The organism is Natrinema sp. LJW11 (assembly GCF_056135975.1).
In genome coordinates, this window is sequence record NZ_JBWBDM010000011.1 from 66294 (window position 1) to 85316 (window position 19023).

The 19023-nt window shown below is 64.5% G+C and carries 19 protein-coding genes; 12 read left to right on the forward strand and 7 right to left on the reverse strand.

The window, feature by feature from the left end; all coding sequences use genetic code 11:
* Positions 1-34: 34 nt before the first annotated feature.
* The 4 genes from AC0QDI_RS22680 (at position 35) to AC0QDI_RS22695 (ending at position 3615) form a co-directional block, all read left to right on the forward strand.
* Positions 35-1555, forward strand: a complete 1521-nt coding sequence (locus tag AC0QDI_RS22680) for a dihydrolipoyl dehydrogenase family protein (RefSeq protein ID WP_474672103.1) — start codon at positions 35-37, stop codon at positions 1553-1555.
* Between the two features lie 130 nt (positions 1556-1685).
* Entirely contained in the window at positions 1686-2024 is a 339-nt protein-coding gene (locus tag AC0QDI_RS22685; RefSeq protein ID WP_474672105.1) for a DMT family transporter, read from the forward strand.
* Between the two features lie 145 nt (positions 2025-2169).
* On the forward strand, positions 2170-2727 hold the full coding sequence (locus AC0QDI_RS22690; protein ID WP_474672107.1) for an N-acetyltransferase family protein: 558 nt from the start codon (positions 2170-2172) through the stop codon (positions 2725-2727).
* A 105-nt stretch (positions 2728-2832) separates the two neighbouring features.
* Positions 2833-3615, forward strand: coding sequence for an alpha/beta fold hydrolase (locus AC0QDI_RS22695; RefSeq protein ID WP_474672109.1), 783 nt, complete (start codon positions 2833-2835; stop codon positions 3613-3615).
* 269 nt (positions 3616-3884) lie between these two features.
* Here AC0QDI_RS22695 and AC0QDI_RS22700 read toward each other — a convergent pair whose 3' ends face one another.
* Positions 3885-5183, reverse strand: a complete 1299-nt coding sequence (locus AC0QDI_RS22700; protein WP_474672111.1) for an RNB domain-containing ribonuclease — start codon at positions 5181-5183, stop codon at positions 3885-3887.
* A 206-nt stretch (positions 5184-5389) separates the two neighbouring features.
* Here AC0QDI_RS22700 and AC0QDI_RS22705 point away from each other — a divergent pair, with 206 nt between their 5' ends.
* Entirely contained in the window at positions 5390-7525 is a 2136-nt protein-coding gene (locus AC0QDI_RS22705) for a sensor histidine kinase (RefSeq protein ID WP_474672113.1), read from the forward strand.
* Positions 7526-7539: 14 nt separating this feature from the next.
* Here the strand turns inward: AC0QDI_RS22705 and AC0QDI_RS22710 are convergent, their stop codons facing one another.
* From AC0QDI_RS22710 to AC0QDI_RS22720, 3 genes are all read right to left on the reverse strand, one after another.
* Positions 7540-7833, reverse strand: a complete 294-nt coding sequence (locus tag AC0QDI_RS22710) for a DUF7562 family protein (protein ID WP_474672115.1) — start codon at positions 7831-7833, stop codon at positions 7540-7542.
* 74 nt (positions 7834-7907) lie between these two features.
* The gene (locus AC0QDI_RS22715) at positions 7908-9350 is read right to left on the reverse strand and encodes a metallophosphoesterase (protein WP_474672117.1); all 1443 of its coding nucleotides are present in this window, start codon (positions 9348-9350) and stop codon (positions 7908-7910) included.
* 115 nt (positions 9351-9465) lie between these two features.
* Positions 9466-10104 (reverse strand): TMEM175 family protein, encoded by a 639-nt coding sequence (locus AC0QDI_RS22720; protein WP_474672119.1) that lies wholly within the window; start codon positions 10102-10104, stop codon positions 9466-9468.
* A 239-nt stretch (positions 10105-10343) separates the two neighbouring features.
* Here AC0QDI_RS22720 and AC0QDI_RS22725 point away from each other — a divergent pair, with 239 nt between their 5' ends.
* On the forward strand, positions 10344-10823 hold the full coding sequence (locus tag AC0QDI_RS22725) for an RNA-binding protein (protein WP_474672121.1): 480 nt from the start codon (positions 10344-10346) through the stop codon (positions 10821-10823).
* A 98-nt stretch (positions 10824-10921) separates the two neighbouring features.
* On the opposite strand, the gene AC0QDI_RS22730 is transcribed toward AC0QDI_RS22725, so the two are convergent.
* Positions 10922-11683 carry a DUF1028 domain-containing protein gene (locus AC0QDI_RS22730; RefSeq protein ID WP_474672123.1) on the reverse strand — a complete coding sequence of 254 codons (762 nt, stop codon included), beginning with the start codon at positions 11681-11683 and terminating at the stop codon, positions 10922-10924.
* A gap of 130 nt (positions 11684-11813) precedes the next feature.
* On the opposite strand from AC0QDI_RS22730, the gene AC0QDI_RS22735 reads away from it, so the two are divergent.
* Entirely contained in the window at positions 11814-12176 is a 363-nt protein-coding gene (locus AC0QDI_RS22735) for a cell division protein SepF (protein WP_474672124.1), read from the forward strand.
* Between the two features lie 204 nt (positions 12177-12380).
* Here AC0QDI_RS22735 and AC0QDI_RS22740 read toward each other — a convergent pair whose 3' ends face one another.
* Positions 12381-12575, reverse strand: coding sequence for a cold-shock protein (locus tag AC0QDI_RS22740; RefSeq protein ID WP_098725595.1), 195 nt, complete (start codon positions 12573-12575; stop codon positions 12381-12383).
* A 201-nt stretch (positions 12576-12776) separates the two neighbouring features.
* Between AC0QDI_RS22740 and AC0QDI_RS22745 the strand changes: the two genes are divergently transcribed.
* Entirely contained in the window at positions 12777-13439 is a 663-nt protein-coding gene (locus AC0QDI_RS22745; protein ID WP_474672126.1) for a helix-turn-helix domain-containing protein, read from the forward strand.
* A gap of 88 nt (positions 13440-13527) precedes the next feature.
* The gene (locus AC0QDI_RS22750) at positions 13528-13902 is read left to right on the forward strand and encodes a VOC family protein (protein WP_474672128.1); all 375 of its coding nucleotides are present in this window, start codon (positions 13528-13530) and stop codon (positions 13900-13902) included.
* A gap of 37 nt (positions 13903-13939) precedes the next feature.
* Here AC0QDI_RS22750 and AC0QDI_RS22755 read toward each other — a convergent pair whose 3' ends face one another.
* Positions 13940-15148 (reverse strand): MFS transporter, encoded by a 1209-nt coding sequence (locus AC0QDI_RS22755; protein ID WP_474672130.1) that lies wholly within the window; start codon positions 15146-15148, stop codon positions 13940-13942.
* Positions 15149-15546: 398 nt separating this feature from the next.
* On the opposite strand from AC0QDI_RS22755, the gene citZ reads away from it, so the two are divergent.
* The 3 genes from citZ to AC0QDI_RS22770 all read left to right on the forward strand — a co-directional run bounded on the left by citZ (position 15547) and on the right by AC0QDI_RS22770 (position 18876).
* Entirely contained in the window at positions 15547-16695 is a 1149-nt protein-coding gene (citZ, locus tag AC0QDI_RS22760; RefSeq protein WP_474672132.1) for a citrate synthase, read from the forward strand.
* Positions 16696-17219: 524 nt separating this feature from the next.
* Complete coding sequence (locus tag AC0QDI_RS22765) at positions 17220-18326, forward strand: acyltransferase (RefSeq protein WP_474672134.1); 1107 nt, start codon at positions 17220-17222, stop codon at positions 18324-18326.
* A 136-nt stretch (positions 18327-18462) separates the two neighbouring features.
* Entirely contained in the window at positions 18463-18876 is a 414-nt protein-coding gene (locus AC0QDI_RS22770) for a gamma-glutamylcyclotransferase family protein (protein ID WP_474672136.1), read from the forward strand.
* Positions 18877-19023: the final 147 nt, after the last annotated feature.

The window sequence follows — 19023 nt, forward strand, 5'->3', positions numbered from 1 at the left end:
GAACGTCTTTTTGCGTCGGCCCCGAACGACCGCTATGGTACACGTTGCGATCGTCGGTGCATACGGCAGCGCTGGCGTCGCCGTCGCCGACGAACTCTGCGAGCGACGCGACGAATTCACCGACGATCTCGAGTTGACGCTGATCGACGACGGCGAGCCCGGCGGCGGACTCTGTATTCTGCGCGGCTGCATGCCGTCGAAGGACGTCCTCTCGGCCGGCGAACACCGGTATCTGGCGCGTCACGACGACCGACTCGAGGGCGTCCCCGAGGCCGATCCCGAGCGAATCGTCGCCCGCAAGGACGAGCACGTCTCGAACTTCGCCGAACACCGCCGCAGCCACGTCCACGACCTGGCCGATCGAGACGGCGTCGAACTCGTCCGCGATACCGCTCGCTTCGTCGACGATCGGGTCCTCGCTGTCGGCGACCGTCGACTCGAGCCCGACTACGTCGCTGTCGCGACCGGTTCCGTGCCGAACATCCCCGATCTGCCGGGGATCGACGAGGTCCCCACTCGGACCAGTACGGACGTCCTCGACGCGACCGCGTTTCCGGACTCGGGGATCGTGCTGGGCAACGGCTACATCAGCCTCGAACTCGGCCCCTACCTCAGCGAGATCGGCGACGTCGACCTCACCGTGATCGAGCACGACGAGCGACCGCTCGAGGGAATGGAAGACGGCTACGGCGATACCCTCCTCGACATCTATCGCGATCAGTTCGGGATCGAGGTCCTGACGAACGCGGACGAGAGACGACTCGAGTCGACCGCCGACGGCGGCGTCCGGCTGATCGCCGAACGAACGGGCGACGGCGAACGGGCGGACGGCGGCGAGCGTGACGCCGATGGCGAGCGGGCGGGCGATCGCGAGGAGCTGACCGTCGAAGCCGACGAACTCTACTGCTTCACCGGCCGTCGGCCGAACCTCGACGGGCTGGGACTCGAGAACACCCGACTCGAGCCCGGGGAGGGCTGGGTCACGTCGACGATGCAGGCCCGCGACGACGAGCGCGTGTTCGTCGTCGGTGACGCTAACGGCCGCGAGCCGATCTTGCACGTCGCCAAGGAACAGGGCTTTGCGGCCGGCGAGAACATCGTCAATCACCGGCGGGAGGCGGAATGCGAACCGTACGCGAACGTTCCCCATCACGTGATTTTCTCGGGGCTAGGCGTCTACCCGTTCGCCCGCATCGGGCACACGCCGGCGACCGCCGCGGCGACGCACATGGACGAGATCGTCGTCACCCGCGAGGCGTCGTCGGACGGGGTCTTCGAGACGAAAGGCCACTCCGAGGGTCGGGCGACGCTTATCGTCAGCGCCGACGACGGCACCGTGCTGGGATTTCAAGGGCTGCACCGTCACGCCGACGTGATGGCCAAGACGATGCAAGTCATCGTCGAGATGGGACTGGACGTCCGCGAGGTACCCAAGCGGGCCTACCACCCGACGACGCCCGAAATCCTCGACGGGCTCTTCCGAGCGGCGTGTACGGAACTGGCGGAGCGCGAGGACTGCGCGGCGGAGCCCGAGTCGCAGGATACGATCCCCTAGTCACACCACCGTCCGCAACCGAACCGCTCGAGAACGTGGACGTTCCGCTTCGTCGCTGACTCGAGTGATGGCAACGAGACTCGATGGGAGAACAGAACTATTTATATTAATTTGTTAACAAGATCTGCACATGAGAGAGTATCTCTACTTGGGGATCGCGATCACGGCTGAAGTGACCGGCACGACGGCGCTCAAATTCTCGGACGGGTTTACCAACGTCGTCCCCACTCTCGTCGTCGTCGCGGGATACATCGGCTCCTTTTATTTCCTGAGCCTCACGCTCCGGGCGTTCCCCATCGGACTCGTGTACGCGACGTGGTCCGCGCTCGGCATCGTCGCAGCCGTTCTCATCGGCGTCGCGCTCTTCGACGAAACCGTCGATATCGCCGGTCTGATCGGGATTGCGCTCATCATCGGCGGCGTCATCTGTCTCAACGCGCTCTCGGAAACGTACTCCCCGGCACACTAGTTCGTCGTCGCCGTCGTGTTCGTTTCGTTCGAACCGAATCCGTCTCCGATCGGGTCGTCCCCTCGGATTCGTCGCGTATAGCGACGGTATCGTATCGATGGCGGTCGGGTACCGCTTTTTACCGGCCGCCGTACTAGCCACCACCGTGACTCGAGTCGTTCGCCGGGCGACCATCGACGACGTCTGGGCGGTACACGAGATCGCGCGAGAGAGCTGGCACGCTGCCTACGACGACGTTCTCGGCCCAGTAACGGTCGACGAGGTCGTCGACGACTGGTACGCGATCGGCGATCTCGAGTCCGCGATCACGGACAGCAGCGGCCGCGAGGACGCCGCGTTTCTCGTCGCCGAACGAGCGCCGGGACGGTCGTCCGTTACCGGGGCCGATCCCGGATCCGCGCCTCGCGGCTTCGCTCACGCCGTTCCGTGGCCGGAAGACACCGCCGTGGCGTTTCTCGCGCGCCTGTACGTCCGACCGGACGACTGGAACGAAGGGATCGGAACCGCGTTGCTCGAGCGTCTCGAGGCCGTTCTCTCGCCCGCGTTCGATCGGATTCGGTTGGCCGTTCTCACCGCCAACGAGGTCGGCATCTCGTTCTACGAATCCCGCGGCTTCGACCGCGTCGCGACCCGCCCGTCCGATCTGGCGACGGGACTCGAGGAGCACGTCTACGAACGGCAGCTATCGATCGGGGAGGAGTGAACGCGTCACCGTCGCCGAGCGGGCCGCAGACGCTCGATTGACGCGATCGGCGTTCCCGGGAACCGGTCCAAACGGTTACGTGTCCGATGTGTGTAGTGACATCCCATGCCAACTGGTGCGACGTTCGATTCCGACGGCGTTCGTCTCGCGTACGATGACCTGCTTCCCGAGGGAGACGACGGGGACGCCACACCGATCGTTCTCGTCCACGGCTTCGCCTCGAGCCGGCACGAGAACTGGCGGGATCGAGAGTGGGACGACACGTTGCTCGAGGCGGGGCGTCGCGTGATCGCACTGGACTGTCGGGGCCACGGGGAGAGCGAGAAACCGCACGACTCGGCGGCCTACGAGACGGACATCATGGCGGCTGACGTGGTCCGTCTGCTCGACCACCTCGAGATCGAGCGGGCCGACTTCTTCGGCTACTCGATGGGCGGCCGGATCGGCACAGAAGCGCTGTACCGTCATCCGAAGCGGTTTAACGCCGGCGTTCTGGCCGGTATCGGCGCGACGACCATCGAACCGAGCGGCGCCGGCGACCGGATCGCCGACGGGCTACTGGCCGACGACGCCGAGGAGGTGACGGATCCGATCGGCAAGCGATTTCGGCTCTTCGCGGAGACGACGGACAACGATCTCGAGGCGCTCGCGGCCTGCGCCCGGACGCGAACGGCACCCGCGGACTGGGACGAGATCGCGCAGGTCGAGCATCCGGTGGTGATCGTGGCCGGCGAGCACGACGATATCACGGGCGACCCCGAACCGCTCGCGGAGGGGTTTCCCGACGGCGAGGCCGTCGTCATCGCCGGGAAAGACCACCTGACGACCGTTCCGGACGAGCGGTTTACCGAGGCGGTACTGGACTTCCTCGAGCGGGAGGGGTTGTAGCTAGACGGAGTTCTATTCGTTCTCCCACTATCGGCGGCCACAGGACTCGCTTTTGCAGCGGTTACCGGTTTCTCGGGGTCGGTTTTCGATGACGAGTGTGCTACTCCCGTGGCAACAAGGAGTTGCCACGCCCTCCCCAACCGATTCGCTCACTCCGTTCGCTCATCCCTCGCACGGCTTCGGATCACGGTTCCCTCCACGGTCACCGTGATCCAGCGCGCGCCACAACAGTGGTTGTCGAGCAGCAGAAAAACGGTCGATTGACGGGGTTACAGCGTCTTCTCGGCCTCTTCGTCGTCTACGACCTCGATCCCGCGGTTGTTGACCGCCATCGGATCGAGGCCGACCTCCTGGAGGAAGGTCTTGTACTCCCGCTCGCACTGCTCGGCGTCTTTTTGCTTGTCGCTGGCCCGATCGCAGAGTTCGACGAGGTTCTCCGGGACGTCGTTCTGGTAGACGATCCAGTGGTTGATCAGGTCGGAGAGCCGGCGGATCGGACTCGTGAAGTGGCCGTAGATCTCGAAGTTCAGCGCGTGGTGGCCGCCGAAGGGATCGTTCATGTACCGCGCGCGCGGCATCACCTTCATCACCGCCCACTGGATCTTGTCCAGCTGGCGGTCGGGGGCATCCTCGAGCGTCGCGTTAACGGCCTTTCGCGGGTCGTCCCAGGTGCTCCCGGGGATCGAAACGCCGTCTAAGTCCTGAATCTCCCGGAGGGCTTCGGACCACTCGTCGGGGCTGGGCTGGGGGTGGACCCGGTACATGGCCGAGACGCCGCGATTCCACATGAGCTCGTGCGTGACGGCCTTGTTGGCCTTCAGCATGCACTCCTCGATGATGGTGTGGGCGCGGTCCCGGGCCGGATTCAGGACGAGCGAGCCGTCCTCCTTGCGCTGTTCGTGCATCTGCTCGGCGAGGTCGTAGACCAGCGCGTTCTCCTCGTGCAGCGGCGCGTCGGGCTCCTCGAGTCGACTCTCGGCTTCCGCGTAGGTGAGTCGCTCGTCGGACTCGATGACCGACTTGTAGATCTCGATGTTCTCGTAGGTCAGGTTCTCCTTGTCGAGGTGCATCTCGACGGTGTGGGCCAGTCGATCCTCGTTCGGCACCAGCGAGCAGACCGTCTCGGCCAGCACCGGCGGCAGCATGTGGACCGTGTAGCCGGGGAGATAGACCGTGTTGCCGCGTTCGACGGCCTCGTCCCACATGGCCGTCTCGGGGTTGACGTAGTGGGTCACGTCGGCGATGTGAACCCAGAGGACGTACTCGTCGTCGCGCTCCGCGATCGAGATGGCGTCGTCGAAGTCCTGGGCGTCGATCGGGTCCGTCGTCCAGGTCGTCAGATCGCGCAGATCCCGCCGCTCGTCGATCTCGTCTTCGATCTCCGCCGTCACGCCCTCCGTTCGGGCCTCGGCCTCCTCGAGGACCTCGGGCGGGAACTCGTCGCGGAGTTCGAACTTCTCGAAGAGCTCCTCGCGCTTGTTCTCGAGATGGCGCGCGAGCTCCTCCGAGACCTCGACGGGGCCCTGGCCTTCCACCGTTCCGGCCTCGGCTTGTGCGTCGTCACTCATGACGTGGGCTACGGACGTGAGGGTGAAAGTCGTGTCGGGATGGGAACGGTGACGGTGGACGCTCGTTCGATCGCAGGAAGACCTCGACGACGGGCCGGAGTGCATTCCCGAACCCCCTCGATCGCGACCTGACCGCAGGAGTCTGCTGTGTACTCCAGCCAGAACCGGTATATTGGTCGAGTGAAATAGACGGATAGTTCGACGCTATGGCCTGGCAGTACACCTCCCAACTCCTTCCGTTCATCGGAGTTCTCTTTTCGGCGATGATCATTTCGGCCGCACTGGCCGTCTATACCGTCGTCGAGCGGACGGATGCGCTGGACGAGCCGAGCGTCCGTGCGTTCGTCGGCCTGAACGTCGGGTGTTCGCTCTGGTCGGGCGCGTACGCGCTGCAGTTGCTGAGCGTCGACGTCCCGACGAAACGGGTCTGGTTGGGCGTCGCCTTCGTCGGTGCCGTGCTGGTCTCGCTCTCCTGTTTTTCCTTCGCCGTCGCGTACTCGGGCAACGAGGAGTGGCTCTCCCGGCGGATGCTTCTCGTTCTCGCGATCGAACCCGCCGTCGCGTTCGTCCTGTACGTGACACAGTACCGGCACCTGTACGAGCAACCGCTCGAGACCGCCGTCGCCGGAGACCTCGTCGTTCTGGATCGAACGTTCGGACCGGTGGCGATCATTCACGTCCTGTTCCTGTACGGTCTCCTCGCCGTCGGCGCCGGATTCCTGCTCAAGACGGTGTACGAATCACAACACGTCTACCGGGAGCAGGCGCTCGCGGTGTTGTTCGCCATTCTCGTGCCGCTGGTCGCCAATGTCGTGTGGTTCCTCGGTCTGGGACCGATCGGCGACCTCGATCTGACGCCGATCGCGTTCACCGTCTCCGGGCTCGCGTTCGCCGTCGCGATCTATCGCCACCACCTGCTGGATATCGCCCCCGTCGCCCGCACCGCCGTCGTCGAGGATATGCGCGACGGCTTCCTCGTGATCGACGAAACTAACCGCATTCGAGACGGAAACGAGGCCGCTCGGCGTTCCCTCTCGACCGACGGGGCCACCTCCCTCGTCGGCCGGGACGTGATCGACGTCTTCCCCGAGATCGCACACATCGTCGGTACCGAGGCGTCGACGGGGCGGACCGAGATCGTCGTCGACGCCGACGACGGCCGCCGGTTCTTCGACGTGCAGGTGCAACGTCTCTCGAACGCCGACGGGATTCGGTTGCTCCTCCTGCGAGACGTCACCCAGCAACACGCCGTCGAACAGCGGTACCAATCCTTCATCGAAAACGCGTCCGACCTCATCACGCTGATCGACGACCGCGGGATAATCCGCTACCAGAGTCCTTCGAGTCGGAACGTTCTCGGAATCGAACCGTCGGCGATGGTGGGAGAGTCGGCGTTCGAGTTCGTCCATCCGGACGATCGAGAGCGACTCCTCGAGCAGTTTCGGAGCGGGCTCGACGCATCGATAGCCGTCGATCGGGCGGAGTACCGCCTTCGGACCGCCGACGGCGAGTGGCGAGACGTCGAGACGGTCGGCAGTAACCTGCTCGACGACCCCTTCGTCGACGGCGTCGTCCTGAACACGCGCGATATCACCGAACGCAAGAAACGCGAACGCGAGATCCGCCGAGCGAACGAGCAACTGGAGCAGTTCGCGAGCGTCGTCAGTCACGACCTCCGCAATCCGCTGAACGTCGCGCAGGGGTACCTCGAGGTCGCCAGGGAGTCCGTCGACTGCCCGTCCCACGACGAGATCGCGATCGCCCACGACCGGATGGAGACGATCATCGAAGAGGTGTTGCTGCTGGCCCGTGCCGGGCAAACGATCGGTGAGACCGAACGGCTCCACCTCGAGCGTCTCGTCGACCGCGCGTGGGTGAACGTCGATACCGCGGCGGCGACGCTTTCGGTCGCCGACGATCGCGTGATCGTCGCCGACGGCGACCGGGTGCTCCACCTGTTCGAAAACCTGTTCCGAAATGCCGTGGAACACGGTTCCACGAACCCCGCTTCGCACACTCAGCGGGATGCCGCGGAACACGGCGGCAGCGCCGTCAACGTCCGGGTCGGCACGACCTCCGACGGATTCTTCGTCGAAGACGACGGGCCGGGAATACCCAGCGACGAGCGAGAGTCCGTCCTCGAGTACGGCCACACCACGTCCGCGTCGGGATCCGGCTTCGGTCTCGCGATCGTCGCACAGATCGCCGACGGCCACGGCTGGGAGATTCGGATCACCGAGAGCGCCGACGGCGGTGCTCGGTTCGAGTTCGACACCGACGGCGCGTCCTGGTCGGCCGCGGCGGACCGAGACGCGGTCGACGAGGAACTCGGTGGCCGGTGAGGACCATCGCCGGCCTACGACTCTTCCTCGAGCGCGCCGTATCGCTCCTCGACGGTCCGCAGATACCGCGAGAGGAAGCGCTCCCCGTCGGTTGCTCCGGCCTCGAGATCGACTAACAGCCCCTCGAGTTCGTCGCGCGGGTGGTGACAGAGGTCGCTGTGACAGGGTTTACAGAGGTGTTCGAACGTCTTGTCGTCGCGGTCCCAGCGGTCGCCGTGTTTGTCGTACTCGCGGGCCTCGTCGCGCGGGCGCTCGGTGCCACAGGCGAGACAGGTCACCGTCTCCGTCCGGGTCCGAGAGGGCCACATGGTCGCCCCGACGGCGCGGGTTCACTTAGCGATTGGCACACGTTGTACCCGACCGGACGGTCGGGGCAGCCGATCTACCGGGACCGATCGCGCCCCTCGTCGGCGCGGCCGCCCTCCGCCGCACGGTCGTCTCCGTCGACGGGCGCGGAACGCCGCTCGGAGCCGAAATCGAGTTCGCGGTCGCGGCCGAAGACGGGGTCAGAGTCCGACGCCGTCTCGGGAGGCTCGAGCCGTCCGTCGGGATCGACCACCGTCCGCGCGGGGATCGGATCCGGTCGCGGCGGACGGCGGGCGACCAGCCGCTGAAAGCGAGTGAGATCGACCGACTGGTCGGTCTCGATCTCCTCGTACTCGACGACGACGCGATCCCCCTCGGCGAAGATGCGGACGTAATTCAATCGGAACGAGGGGTAGTACACCCCCGGAAGCCGCGAGAACCGGGTCTCGACGTGCTGGAGTTTCTTCAGCCAGGTGCCCGTGTTGACGACGACCCGATCGCCCCACTCGGTGACCGACGCGCGGTGGGTGTGTCCGTAGACGAAGACGGTGACGTCGGGGTTCGCCTCGAAGACCTCCCTGGCCCCGTTCAGAAAGGGCGCGTCGCCCTGCCCGACGCGAACGCCCGAGAGGACGACGTCGAAGCGCTCGAGGGTGCGCCTGAGATCCCGTCTGAACAGCCACAGGGGAATCGCGACCAGCAACAGGATGGCGATGATCACGAGGTTGACGGCGACAATGAGTTCGAGGACGATCGCGGCGACGCCGAGCGCCTGAACGACGGGATTGTCGGTGAAAAACCGCGCCGGAAGGAGACCGACCGTCTCGAGGACGGTGCCGAACAGGTAGAGGAGCGTGAGGTTGAAAAACACCAACAGCGGGACGACGATCGCCCGCAGGAGCGGGCTCATCTCTCGGTAGAAGTAGTTCGACAGGAGCCAGCGCGGGATCTCTTCCATCGGGGCGACCGACTGGATGTCGCGCAGCCAGTCGCCTCTCGCCCGTCCGGAGTAACGGCCGGCGGCGGCGACGATCCGCTGGACGACGAAGTAGCCGACCGGAAGCGCGTCGGGATTCCCCCAGTCCGGCATCCGGTTGTTCGCGTCGCGTTGCTGCCCGTGCTCGATCCAGATCTCCCCGTCACCGACCTCGCGGGTGATCGCGATCTCCTGCTCGAGGGTGACGTTGAACTCCGCGAGGCGATCGACGTAAGAGTCGCGGCAGGCGAGATCGTAATCGTGGTTGCCCGGGATGAGCGTGATGTCGATCTCCGCACCGGTCGCGCGGAGCTGCTCGAAGACGCGCGGGTGGTCGTCGATGACCCGCTCGAGTTTCGCCGGTCCCGTCACTTCGGCGTACTCCCACAGCCCGAACGCGTCGCCGTTGATGATCAGTTCGACGTCGTCGCTGTCCTCGAGGTCCGCGAGAAAATCGAGGAGTTCCGCCTCGAAATCCAGCGCCGTCAGCTGTTCGTCGCCGCCCATGTGGAGGTCGCTGATGAAGACGTACTCGCTGGTCATTGGGTGCGGTCCGGCGTACTACCAGAGAGACCGGGAAAGCGGTTTCCCCGCGACGCGGGCCGACGGCCGTCCAGCGATCGGCCGTTGGTCGCGGTCGCTCCCGTCCGCGATTCGACTACTTCGATTCCGCCGACCGATCCTCGGGCGCCGCGTCGGTCACTCGCAGATAGTATCTGACCCAGATCACCTGTAACGGGACGATCAGCAACGGGACGAAAAACGCCGCGGAGAGATCGACGGCGGCGACGACGATCGAGAGAACGAAGACGGCGGGAGTGACCAGGCCGCGGATCGTGATCAGTCGCGCGGATCTCGCGTCGATCGTTTCGTCCACGAACCCGGATCGAACGGCGTAGGCCCAGACGGCGGTCATGAGAACGCCGACCAGCGCGAAGTTTACGCTATACAGCGTCCAGGTGAACCGCGTTCCGTAGATTCCCATCAGTTCCGTGGGGTAGGGGAGAAACGAAATCGAGAGCAGAAACAGCAGGTTCAGCCACAGCAGGATCCGATCGTGGCCCGTGATGGACCGAAAGAGATTGTGGTGGATGATCCAGTAGATCCCGACGACGGCGAAGCTCAGGAGATAACTGACCAACAGCGTCTCCTGGGCGGCCACCGCTTTCGGCAGGGACGCGGCGTCGACGTCCGGCACCTCGAACTGCAACACCAGTAGCGTGAGGACGATCGCGAACACGCCGTCACTCAGCGCCTCCATCCGCTCCGTGTCGGCACCGCCGATCGTCTGAACCATACCACCGCATCCACTCGAGGCGGTGAATAGGCTGTCAGCTGTCACCGGTCGTGAAATAGTCGAGATCGGTCGGCGAATCACCCTCACGCGTACTGATAGTCGACAGTGCTCCGCCTCGAGTCGCTCGCGGTGAAGCGCCGCAATCGCGACGGAGTGGCCCGACCGATCGCCGCGCGGCCGCGGGTCCTGATACGACTCCGAATCTTATCTATTAAATGCGTACGGGCGGTAGCACCGGTATGCAGGTCAAGTCTCGACACCACCTCCGAAGCGACGCGGTGTCCGATCTCGAGGAGACGCTCGAGGACCAACTCGGCGTCTCGCCCGAGGGTGACGCATACGAACGCGTGGAGTTCGAGGAAACCGACTGGGAGGTCGTCCTCATCGACGGCGAACCGCGGGTCGCGTACTTCGACGCGGAGCCGTTCCTGACGGTCAGGGGGGCCAACGCCTACGAGCCCGAGAAGCGACTGGTGACCGTCGACGCGGGTGCCGTCTCGTTCGTCAGCGACGGCGCGGACGTGATGCGACCCGGGATCACGGACGCGACCGACGACATCTCGCCGGACGATCTGGTCGTCATCGCCGAGGAGTCCCACGGGAAGGTGCTCGCGGTCGGCCGCGCCCGCGTCGACGGCGCGGACATGGTCGGCGACGACGGAAAAGTGGTGGACTCGCTCCACCACGTCGGCGACGAACTCTACGAGTTCACCGGGTAGTCCGCTCAACGCGGGCAGCTCACTCGGTTCTGAACGGACCGCGCACGCTCAGTTCTCCGCGCTGGGACGAAGCGAACTGAGCGAATCGCTCTCCCCCATCACTCCGCGGCCTCCAGCGAATCCGCTTCGAACGCCCCCTCGTACTGCGCGAGGGTGTCCCGGTAGCCCCGTTGGGCGAGCTCGTACGTCTCGCGGAGGTCCGCGATCGGCGTCTCGGTCGCGTCGATCCGCAGGTCGTTGTACGGCGGCTCGAGGACGTGGTCCTCGGTCGTCTCGACGACGACCGCCGCGCTCTGGACCGGCAGGTCCTCGCGTTTATCCCCGCCTTCGCGGTCGCCGGCTGCCAGCGCGTCGGTCAACCGCTTCGCGAGGGGATCGGCGTCGACATCCTCGGTGACGGCCGTCGGACCGGTCGACGGGTCCACGGTGTCGTGGACCGCGGTCGCCTCGTAGGCGTCGGCGGCCGCCTCGAGGACGTCTTCTCCGGTCAGCATGTTCCCAGCGACGGTGTAGCGGTCGCCCTCGCGGTGGCCGTACCACTCGACGCACTCCTCCCCCGAGAAGGCGAACGTCGTCTCGCCGTCGACGCCGTGTACCTGTCGCTGTGGCGCGCCGTCGTCGGCGTCGAGCAGGGCCTCGAGCGCATCGTCGACGGCGAGGCCGTCGTCGACGTAGTCGATCCCGCGTTCGCCGAGCTCGACGTTGACCAGGCTCTGGGTCGCGACGGCGGCGCGTTCGCTTACGAACGGACAGAGCGTTCCCACGCCCGGGAGCCGCGTCGTGACCGCGACGCCGAATCGGCGGTGGCGCTCCCCGTCGTCGGTTTCGTAGGCTTCGGAGACGCAGATGCTGAACGTCATCGGTTACATGCGTTACGCCGGGAAATAAAAGGGTTACTGTGAGCCCAACGACACCGGCGGCGCGTTTCCGGCGGGCGAACGGTCACGTCTGACGTAAGAACTATACAGACGGCGACGGACTCTCTCCGGTATGGGATTGATGAGCAAAATTCTCGGCGGGAACCAGTCCCGAACCGTCGAGGACTACGCCGAATTGGACCTCGAGGACGCCTCCATGGGGTCGGCCGAGGCGACGATGCAGGTACACATCGCGGAGGTCGGCACGAAGGCCGACGCGATCGATATCAAAGACGCCGTCTACGACGGCGATATCGTCATCGCGGATATCACGCGTCTGCGGACCGAGGACAGCACCGTCGAACACATCGTGGACGAACTGCGCCAGGTCGCCCAGGAGGTCGACGGCGACATCGTCCGGAAGGGAGAGGATCAGATGATCATCACGCCGACGGGCATTCACATCAGCCGCGAAAAACTGGGCCAGAACCTCTAGAACTGGACGGGGTGTCTCGAAACCGGTTCCGACACCGGCGGCCGACCTCAAGTCGGGGCCGTTTCTTCGCTTTCTTCGTGGTCGCCGCGGCTCAATGACGTTTCTGTACCGTATACTCGTTGTGCCGTGCGGACACCGATCGCACTACCGGTTCGGGTCGTCTATAAAAAAATGGTCGTTCAGCGTCGCCCGGCGCGACGTCGGTTACTTGCGCGTGACGTTCGTCGCGCGGGGGCCCTTGGGGGCCTGTTCGATATCGAATTCGATCTCCGTGCCTTCTTCGAGATCCGGACCGCCAACATCCTCCATGTGGAAGAAAACGTCGTCGTCCTCGTCGTCCGTCTCAATGAAACCGTAGCCGCCTGTGTCGTTGAAGAAATCAACCTTACCTTCTGCCATTACGAATCAACGTAGGACCGGCCCGGGGATAACACTTCCGAGAGTCGTGGTACCACGACCGTTGAAACGGCCCGCGGATCGGTTCCGTTCGTCTGCGATCGTCCGCGAGGGTCCCGAGAGGGCCGTGGAGACGACCGCGGTATTTCCACACGGTGGGAATTCCCGGTTCCGGTTATCTCGCGTGCGGACGTACCACGACGTATGACTGGCTTTCGAGCGACGGTCGTCGTCCACGAACCGGCGGACTGTCCGGTCGCTGCCGTTTCCGCGTCTACTGACGAGTCGGTCGATTCCGTCTCCAGGTCGTCGCAGCCGACGGCCGAGGGGACGATCGTCGAAGAGTTCGGCGTCGCGCCGGAGGCCTCGGTCGACGGGGAGTCCGACGTCGAGGTAACGCCGATCCAATCAAACGATCGAGAGGCGATCTACCGATTCGAACGCGACGAGGCCGCCGACTGCGCCTGCGAAATCGTCGAGACGACGGGAACGCCGGTCTCGTCGGTCCGCGCCCAGGACGGTGCACTACTGATCTCGTTTCGCACGCTCGAACTCACCGAGGTCGCCGAGATCGTCGACGAGTTGCGGGCGTATTTCGACGGCGTCGTCGTCGAGGAACTCTCCCAGGACCACGAGGAACTCTCCGCCGATCCGGTCGTCGTCAACCGAGACGAACTCACGGCTCGCCAGCGGGAGATTCTGGATACGGCCCACGAGATGGGCTACTTCGACTATCCCAAGGGCGCGAACGCGACCGACGTGGCCGAGGAACTCGGCGTCGCCCGGTCGACCTTCACCGAACACCTCGCGGCGGCCCAGACGAAACTGATGGACGCGATCCTCGAGGCGGACCGCGACCGGCAGTGAGCCTCGTCCGAGCTACTCCGTCGGCGGTCTCCGCTCGCGTCGCCTCGGTCCCAGTATCTCTTTGAATACCGGCCGCGTGTGCCCGGATATGGACGTCATTCATACCGCGCTGTGGGTATCGAATCTCGAGCGAACGCGCGAGTTCTACGTCGACGGGCTCGGACTCGAGGAGAACTGGTCGTTTACCGCCGACGACGGCGTCGAAAACGTTTATATCGGCGGCGAGAACGGGGAGTTCCAGTTCAAGTACGATCCCGCGGGCGGGCCGAAGATCGATTCGGGGACGATGGCCCACGTCGCGGTCGGCGTCGACAGCACCGACGAGACGTTCGAGCGATTGGTCGAACGAGAGGAGCCGCCGATCCGGACGGAGCCGACGACGATGGACGAGATCGGCGTCCGCGTCGCGTTTATCGAGGATCCGGACGGCTACGTCGTCGAACTCGTCGAAGAACTCGAGTAGGCTGGCGCGCCGGACTGGCCGCGTTCCGCTCGAGCGACTACTTCTCGGAGACGTCTGCCGCGGCGGGAGCCGTAATCGACGGCTCCGTGCGGACGACCTGCACGAGGAGGCCGGCCGCGACGGTGACGAGCGCGGCCAGAAAGAGCCACGACGCTCGGTAGCCGACCGTATCGGCGAGATAGCCGAAGGCCGGCGGTGCGACGAGCGCGCCGCTGGTGAGCGCGAGCTGGCCGCCCGCGGTTGCGGCCCCCATCTCTTCGGCGCTGACCAGCGTCGCCATGACGGAGTAGTAGACGCCGGTGTAGCCGAGCACGAAGAAGCCGAGGACGGCGAACGCGACCGCGACGCCGCGTTCGGTCGTCGTCGACGCGACGACAACGAACATGACGGCGCTGCCGATCGTCTGGGCGACGAGCAGCGATCCGATCCTGACGCGGGGCTCTCCCGGTAAGACGTCGCTCAGCCAGCCGGTCAGCACGCGGCCGACGCTCCCGAACAGTTGGACAAGCGCGAGGACGACCCCCCCGAACGCGACGGACGCGCCGATGGACTCCTCGACGTAAAGGACCGTGTAGCCGGTGGTCGTGAAGAGGGCCGCACCCAGAAAGAGGCCGGCGGTCGTCAACACGACGTACGGCCGGTTCGAGAGCAACGCGCCGAAGTCGGGATAGTCGGCCGTCCCGCCACCGCCATCGCTCGAGTAGCCGACGTAAAACACGACGGCGACGACCGCGCCGACTCCCGCGGCGACGAGAAAACCGGCTCGGGGGAAGAGCGCTCCCGCGAGACCGGTGACCAGGAGCGCGCTGATACCGCTCCCCCCGGTGACGCCGACCTGCTTGATCCCCATCGCGAGGTTCTGGCGGCCCGGCTCGATCCGGTCGAAGACCGCCTTATTCGTCCCCGGGATCGCGGTCCCGTACAGCGACCCGAGGACGAATACCGCCGCGAGCAACAGGGCGTACGTCGGCGCGCCCGCGACCAGGAGACTACCCGTCGCGAGACCGAGGAGGCCGAGCGTCAGCGTCAGCCGTTCGCCGAAGCGATCGGTCAGCGCACCCAGCGGCAACAGGAAGACGGCGTAGCCGAGCGTGAGCGTCGTCACCACCAGTCCGACCGCGAACCGGGACAGTCCGAACTCGTCCCGGAACAACGGCGTCGCGGCGAAGATCGTGTAGTAGCAGATGCTCGCCGAAACCTGCCACAGCGTCACGAGCGACACCGTTCGCCAGTACGACCGATCCATTACCGGTCGTTGTTCGAAAAGCGCTTCAAAAAGGGTGACGACGCGGGACGACGATTTCGATCGGCTCGAGTCCCGGCGATCGCCCCGAGTCACGCCGTCACGACGACGGTCGCCCTCGAGCGCTTCTCCACCGTGTCAAAGAGAACTATTCTCCCGGCCGAATCCGGCCGATCCCCGATGAATATCCGCCGTCGTAACCGATTCGGACTCGTGACTGCCTATCACGAAAGTCGATTATAGTAATCTGCCCGGGAAGCGACTGACTGTCCGTTCGTTCGATCACGAAACAAGCATTCGTCTGTAGTCGTAAAACCGGCAAAATACGAACAATCGATGCGTCGACCGCCGTCACCCGATAAACGATAATACTTTTCCATTGGGGTCCGAAATCCCTGAGTATGTCTGACGACCTCAAGAAAGGGCTCGAGGGTGTGTTGGTCGCCGAATCGGGACTCAGTTCGATCGACGGCGACGCCGGTCGGCTGATCTACCGCGGCTACACGATCGAGGACCTCGCTCGCGGCGCGAGCTACGAGGAAGTTCTCTACCTGCTCTGGAACGGTCACCTGCCGTCCGAGGACGAACTCGAGCCGTTTACGGCCGCGCTCACGGATGAACGCGAGGTCGACGACGACGTCCTCGTGATGATGGAGAAGCTCGCCGCGGCCGACGAGCAGCCGATGGCTGCGCTGCGGACTGCGGTTTCGATGTTCTCGGCCTACGAACCCGAAGACGAGGCCGACCCCGACGATCTCGAAGCGACGCTTCGGAAGGGGCGTCGCATCACCGCCAAGATCCCGACCGCGCTCGCGGCCTTCGAGCGCTACCGCCTCGGCGAGGATCCTATCGATCCCGACCCCGATCTGGGTCTCGCCGCGAACTTCCTCTACATGCTGACCGGCGAGGAGCCCGACGACATCGCCGCCGAGACCTTCGATCAGGCGCTCATCCTCCACGCGGACCACGGGCTGAACGCCTCGACGTTCACCTCGATGGTCATCGGCTCGACGATGGCCGACATCTACAGCGCCGTCACCGGCGGTATCAGCGCCCTCTCCGGGCCGCTCCACGGCGGCGCGAATCAGGACGTCATGGAAGTCCTCATCGAGATCGACGAGAGCGACCTCGACCACCGCGAGTGGGTCGAACAGGCGACCGAGCAGGGCCGGCGCATTCCCGGCTTCGGCCATCGCGTCTACAACGTCAAGGACCCCCGCGCGAAGATTCTCCAGGAACGAAGCAAGGAACTCGCCGAAAACGGCGAGGACAAGTGGTACAACTACACCACCACCATCGAGCAGTACCTCACCGACGAGAAGGGCCTCGGCGAGAAGGGGATCGCCCCGAACGTCGACTTCTACTCCGGTTCCGTCTACTACCAGCTCGGCATCCCGATCGATATGTACACCCCCATCTTCGCCATGAGCCGCGCCGGCGGCTGGATCGCTCACGTCCTCGAGTACCAGGAGGACAACCGACTTATTCGCCCGCGCGCCCGCTACACCGGGCCACAAGATCAGGAGTTCGTCCCGCTCGAAGAGCGATAACTCGCGACTCGCGGTTCTCGGGCGCCGTTCGGTACCGTTCTCCTCGAGCCGACAGCCCCGTCTCTTGGCGCTCATCTTCGTACCTTCACTCGAGGCCAGCTTCGATCACAGTCACCCGAACCGCCCAGATGCGTCTCGGTCACTGCAGACGAATCCGCTGCTCTCCTCTCGAACATCGATAGCCGGGTGGAACCGATCTCGAGACGTCGTCATTTCGATCGGGAAGGGTGATAGTCAGACGCTAAACACTGTCTAACTGATTGTAATTCGGGCAAATCCGTAGGTAGCGTGTAAACGGTGACTGTCCTTATTCAGCTTGCACACGGTCTGAGGAGCCGTATGATCGGACGAACTGAGAGGGCGAACCCGTCTCTCCCGGATCGTGTCCGGCGGAGTCGCGGTATACTCGGACGCACATATGCGAGACTGCGACAGACCAGCGCGCGTACCGGGCACTTCTGTGGGCCAGAGAGTCGTTCACCGGAAGCGAGAAACCGCGGACGAAACGGGTTCGAGCCCGAATAATGTCCGAGCGCATCTCCAGTATCGACGCGACGCGAATCGTTGCGATGGTCGGCGTCGTCGTTATACACACGGATCCGTTCGAGGGACTCGGGCTGTACGGTAATCTCGCAAACTTCCTGCTCGAATCCACTGCGCGGTTCGCAGTTCCGTTCTTTTTCATGACGTCCGGGTACTTTTTCGCCCTCACAATCGCTCACAGCGATTCGACTACCCAGTTCCGCAAACGCGTCTCCAGTATCTCTTCGCTCTATCTGTTCGGATTACTGCTCGCAGTCCCGGTTTACCTCGCGGGAACGGCCGTACAGGCCGGTGTTGAAAACCGCGATGTCGTGACCAGCGTCGTACACGAGCTGGCCGCGTTCGTGTCGCCGATCGAACTGATTTACTACGGGACGTCGGTCTCCGAGATTCTGTGGTTCTTCCCGGCGCTCCTCTTTTCGTACCTGTTCATCTATCTCGGTACGAATCACGGTCTGAGTGGGTATCTGTTGCCGATTTCGCTCGGATTTCACCTCGTCGGACTGCTCGGCTCGAGCTATCCGATGGTCGTGGATATTCCGTTCGCGGTCAGAGACGGACTGTTCTTCGGGTTCTTCTACACGAGCCTCGGCTACGCCATCTACTCGTCGGACTGGCAGCCGGACGCCGATCGAAGCGCGCTCTATCTCGGAGCGACCGTCCTCTTCGGCGCGCTCCATCTCGGTGAACGATACGTCCTGGGCTACGTCATCACGGAAAGCACCGTTGCGCAGGGCGTCTACTGGTCGAGTTATACGGTCGGAACGGCGCTGGTTACCCTCTCGCTGTTCGTCTTCCTCCTCTCACGACCGGCTCTCGGAGCGTCCACCGCGGTACCATCGTGGGGACGGAATTATGCCGTCGGTATTTACGTTGCACATCCGCCCGTGTTATACGTTCTCGAGAAGGGAGCTGAAGCGCTCACCGCGAGCGGGTACGAGGTACAACAGACGATCATCTGGCACCTCGTGTTGACGCCTGCAACCTTCTTCGGAGCCTTGCTACTCTACATTGCCGTTTCGAAACTGCGGCCCGTTCGAATCGGTGGGCTTTCTCTGCCGAGGGGAAACCGAATTCAAAATAGATAGCGTTCGACCGTCCGTACTGTTCCCCCCGCGCCGTCTGCGGGGCTCGCTTTGCTGCGGTGTACTCGCCTCCGAGGCGGTGGTGTCGGAATCGATCGAACGCCGATACGCGCAAGTCCCTCGAGCCACGACACCCGATATGGCCGTTTTCGTCTACGGAACGCTGACCGAACGGGAGCGGGTCGCGACCGTCCTCGGGGACGACGCCCACTACGAATTTTCCGGCCGCGCGACGCTCGAGGGGCTCCACCGGGTCGACGGTCGGTATCCGACGCTCGCGCCCGGCGGCAGCGTCGACGGACGATTGCTCGCGGTCGACGATGCGGGCCTCGAGCGACTCGATCGGTACGAGGGCGTCGAGACCGGACTGTACGTCCGCGTCGCGGTGCCGGTGACCGGTGTGGCCGGCACCGACGAGGAGCAGTGCTGGGCGTACGTCGGCGAGCCGGCTCGGCTCGGCATCGACGCGACGTGGCCGGGGGACGGGTCGCTCCGCGAGCGCGTCCGAACGCTCGTTTCACGGAACGACGTTGTGGTACGGAATCACGAATGACGCCCGTCTGTCCTCCGTCTGACGACCCGTCTATCCGGCTCTCGTCCGGCGGTTTCACTTTCGCCGCGGGTGCATGAGATTTATATACTCCGGGTCCCCTTTTCCAGTCGCACGTCACACGCCGTGCATTCCCTGTATTCCCTGTCG

Excerpts from the sequence above, each read along its gene's own strand:
- AC0QDI_RS22725 (WP_474672121.1), top strand. The coding sequence starts at position 10,344 with ATGCAGGTCAAGTCTCGACACCACCTCCGAAGCGACGCGGTGTCCGAT.
- AC0QDI_RS22750 (WP_474672128.1), top strand. The coding sequence starts at position 13,528 with ATGGACGTCATTCATACCGCGCTGTGGGTATCGAATCTCGAGCGAACG.
- AC0QDI_RS22770 (WP_474672136.1), top strand. The coding sequence starts at position 18,463 with ATGGCCGTTTTCGTCTACGGAACGCTGACCGAACGGGAGCGGGTCGCG.
- AC0QDI_RS22685 (WP_474672105.1), top strand. The coding sequence starts at position 1,686 with ATGAGAGAGTATCTCTACTTGGGGATCGCGATCACGGCTGAAGTGACC.
- citZ (WP_474672132.1), top strand. The coding sequence starts at position 15,547 with ATGTCTGACGACCTCAAGAAAGGGCTCGAGGGTGTGTTGGTCGCCGAA.
- AC0QDI_RS22740 (WP_098725595.1), bottom strand. The coding sequence starts at position 12,575 with ATGGCAGAAGGTAAGGTTGATTTCTTCAACGACACAGGCGGCTACGGT.
- AC0QDI_RS22705 (WP_474672113.1), top strand. The coding sequence starts at position 5,390 with ATGGCCTGGCAGTACACCTCCCAACTCCTTCCGTTCATCGGAGTTCTC.
- AC0QDI_RS22680 (WP_474672103.1), top strand. The coding sequence starts at position 35 with ATGGTACACGTTGCGATCGTCGGTGCATACGGCAGCGCTGGCGTCGCC.
- AC0QDI_RS22720 (WP_474672119.1), bottom strand. The coding sequence starts at position 10,104 with ATGGTTCAGACGATCGGCGGTGCCGACACGGAGCGGATGGAGGCGCTG.
- AC0QDI_RS22765 (WP_474672134.1), top strand. The coding sequence starts at position 17,220 with ATGTCCGAGCGCATCTCCAGTATCGACGCGACGCGAATCGTTGCGATG.
- AC0QDI_RS22710 (WP_474672115.1), bottom strand. The coding sequence starts at position 7,833 with ATGTGGCCCTCTCGGACCCGGACGGAGACGGTGACCTGTCTCGCCTGT.
- AC0QDI_RS22700 (WP_474672111.1), bottom strand. The coding sequence starts at position 5,183 with ATGAGTGACGACGCACAAGCCGAGGCCGGAACGGTGGAAGGCCAGGGC.
- AC0QDI_RS22735 (WP_474672124.1), top strand. The coding sequence starts at position 11,814 with ATGGGATTGATGAGCAAAATTCTCGGCGGGAACCAGTCCCGAACCGTC.
- AC0QDI_RS22730 (WP_474672123.1), bottom strand. The coding sequence starts at position 11,683 with ATGACGTTCAGCATCTGCGTCTCCGAAGCCTACGAAACCGACGACGGG.
- AC0QDI_RS22695 (WP_474672109.1), top strand. The coding sequence starts at position 2,833 with ATGCCAACTGGTGCGACGTTCGATTCCGACGGCGTTCGTCTCGCGTAC.
- AC0QDI_RS22715 (WP_474672117.1), bottom strand. The coding sequence starts at position 9,350 with ATGACCAGCGAGTACGTCTTCATCAGCGACCTCCACATGGGCGGCGAC.
- AC0QDI_RS22745 (WP_474672126.1), top strand. The coding sequence starts at position 12,777 with ATGACTGGCTTTCGAGCGACGGTCGTCGTCCACGAACCGGCGGACTGT.
- AC0QDI_RS22755 (WP_474672130.1), bottom strand. The coding sequence starts at position 15,148 with ATGGATCGGTCGTACTGGCGAACGGTGTCGCTCGTGACGCTGTGGCAG.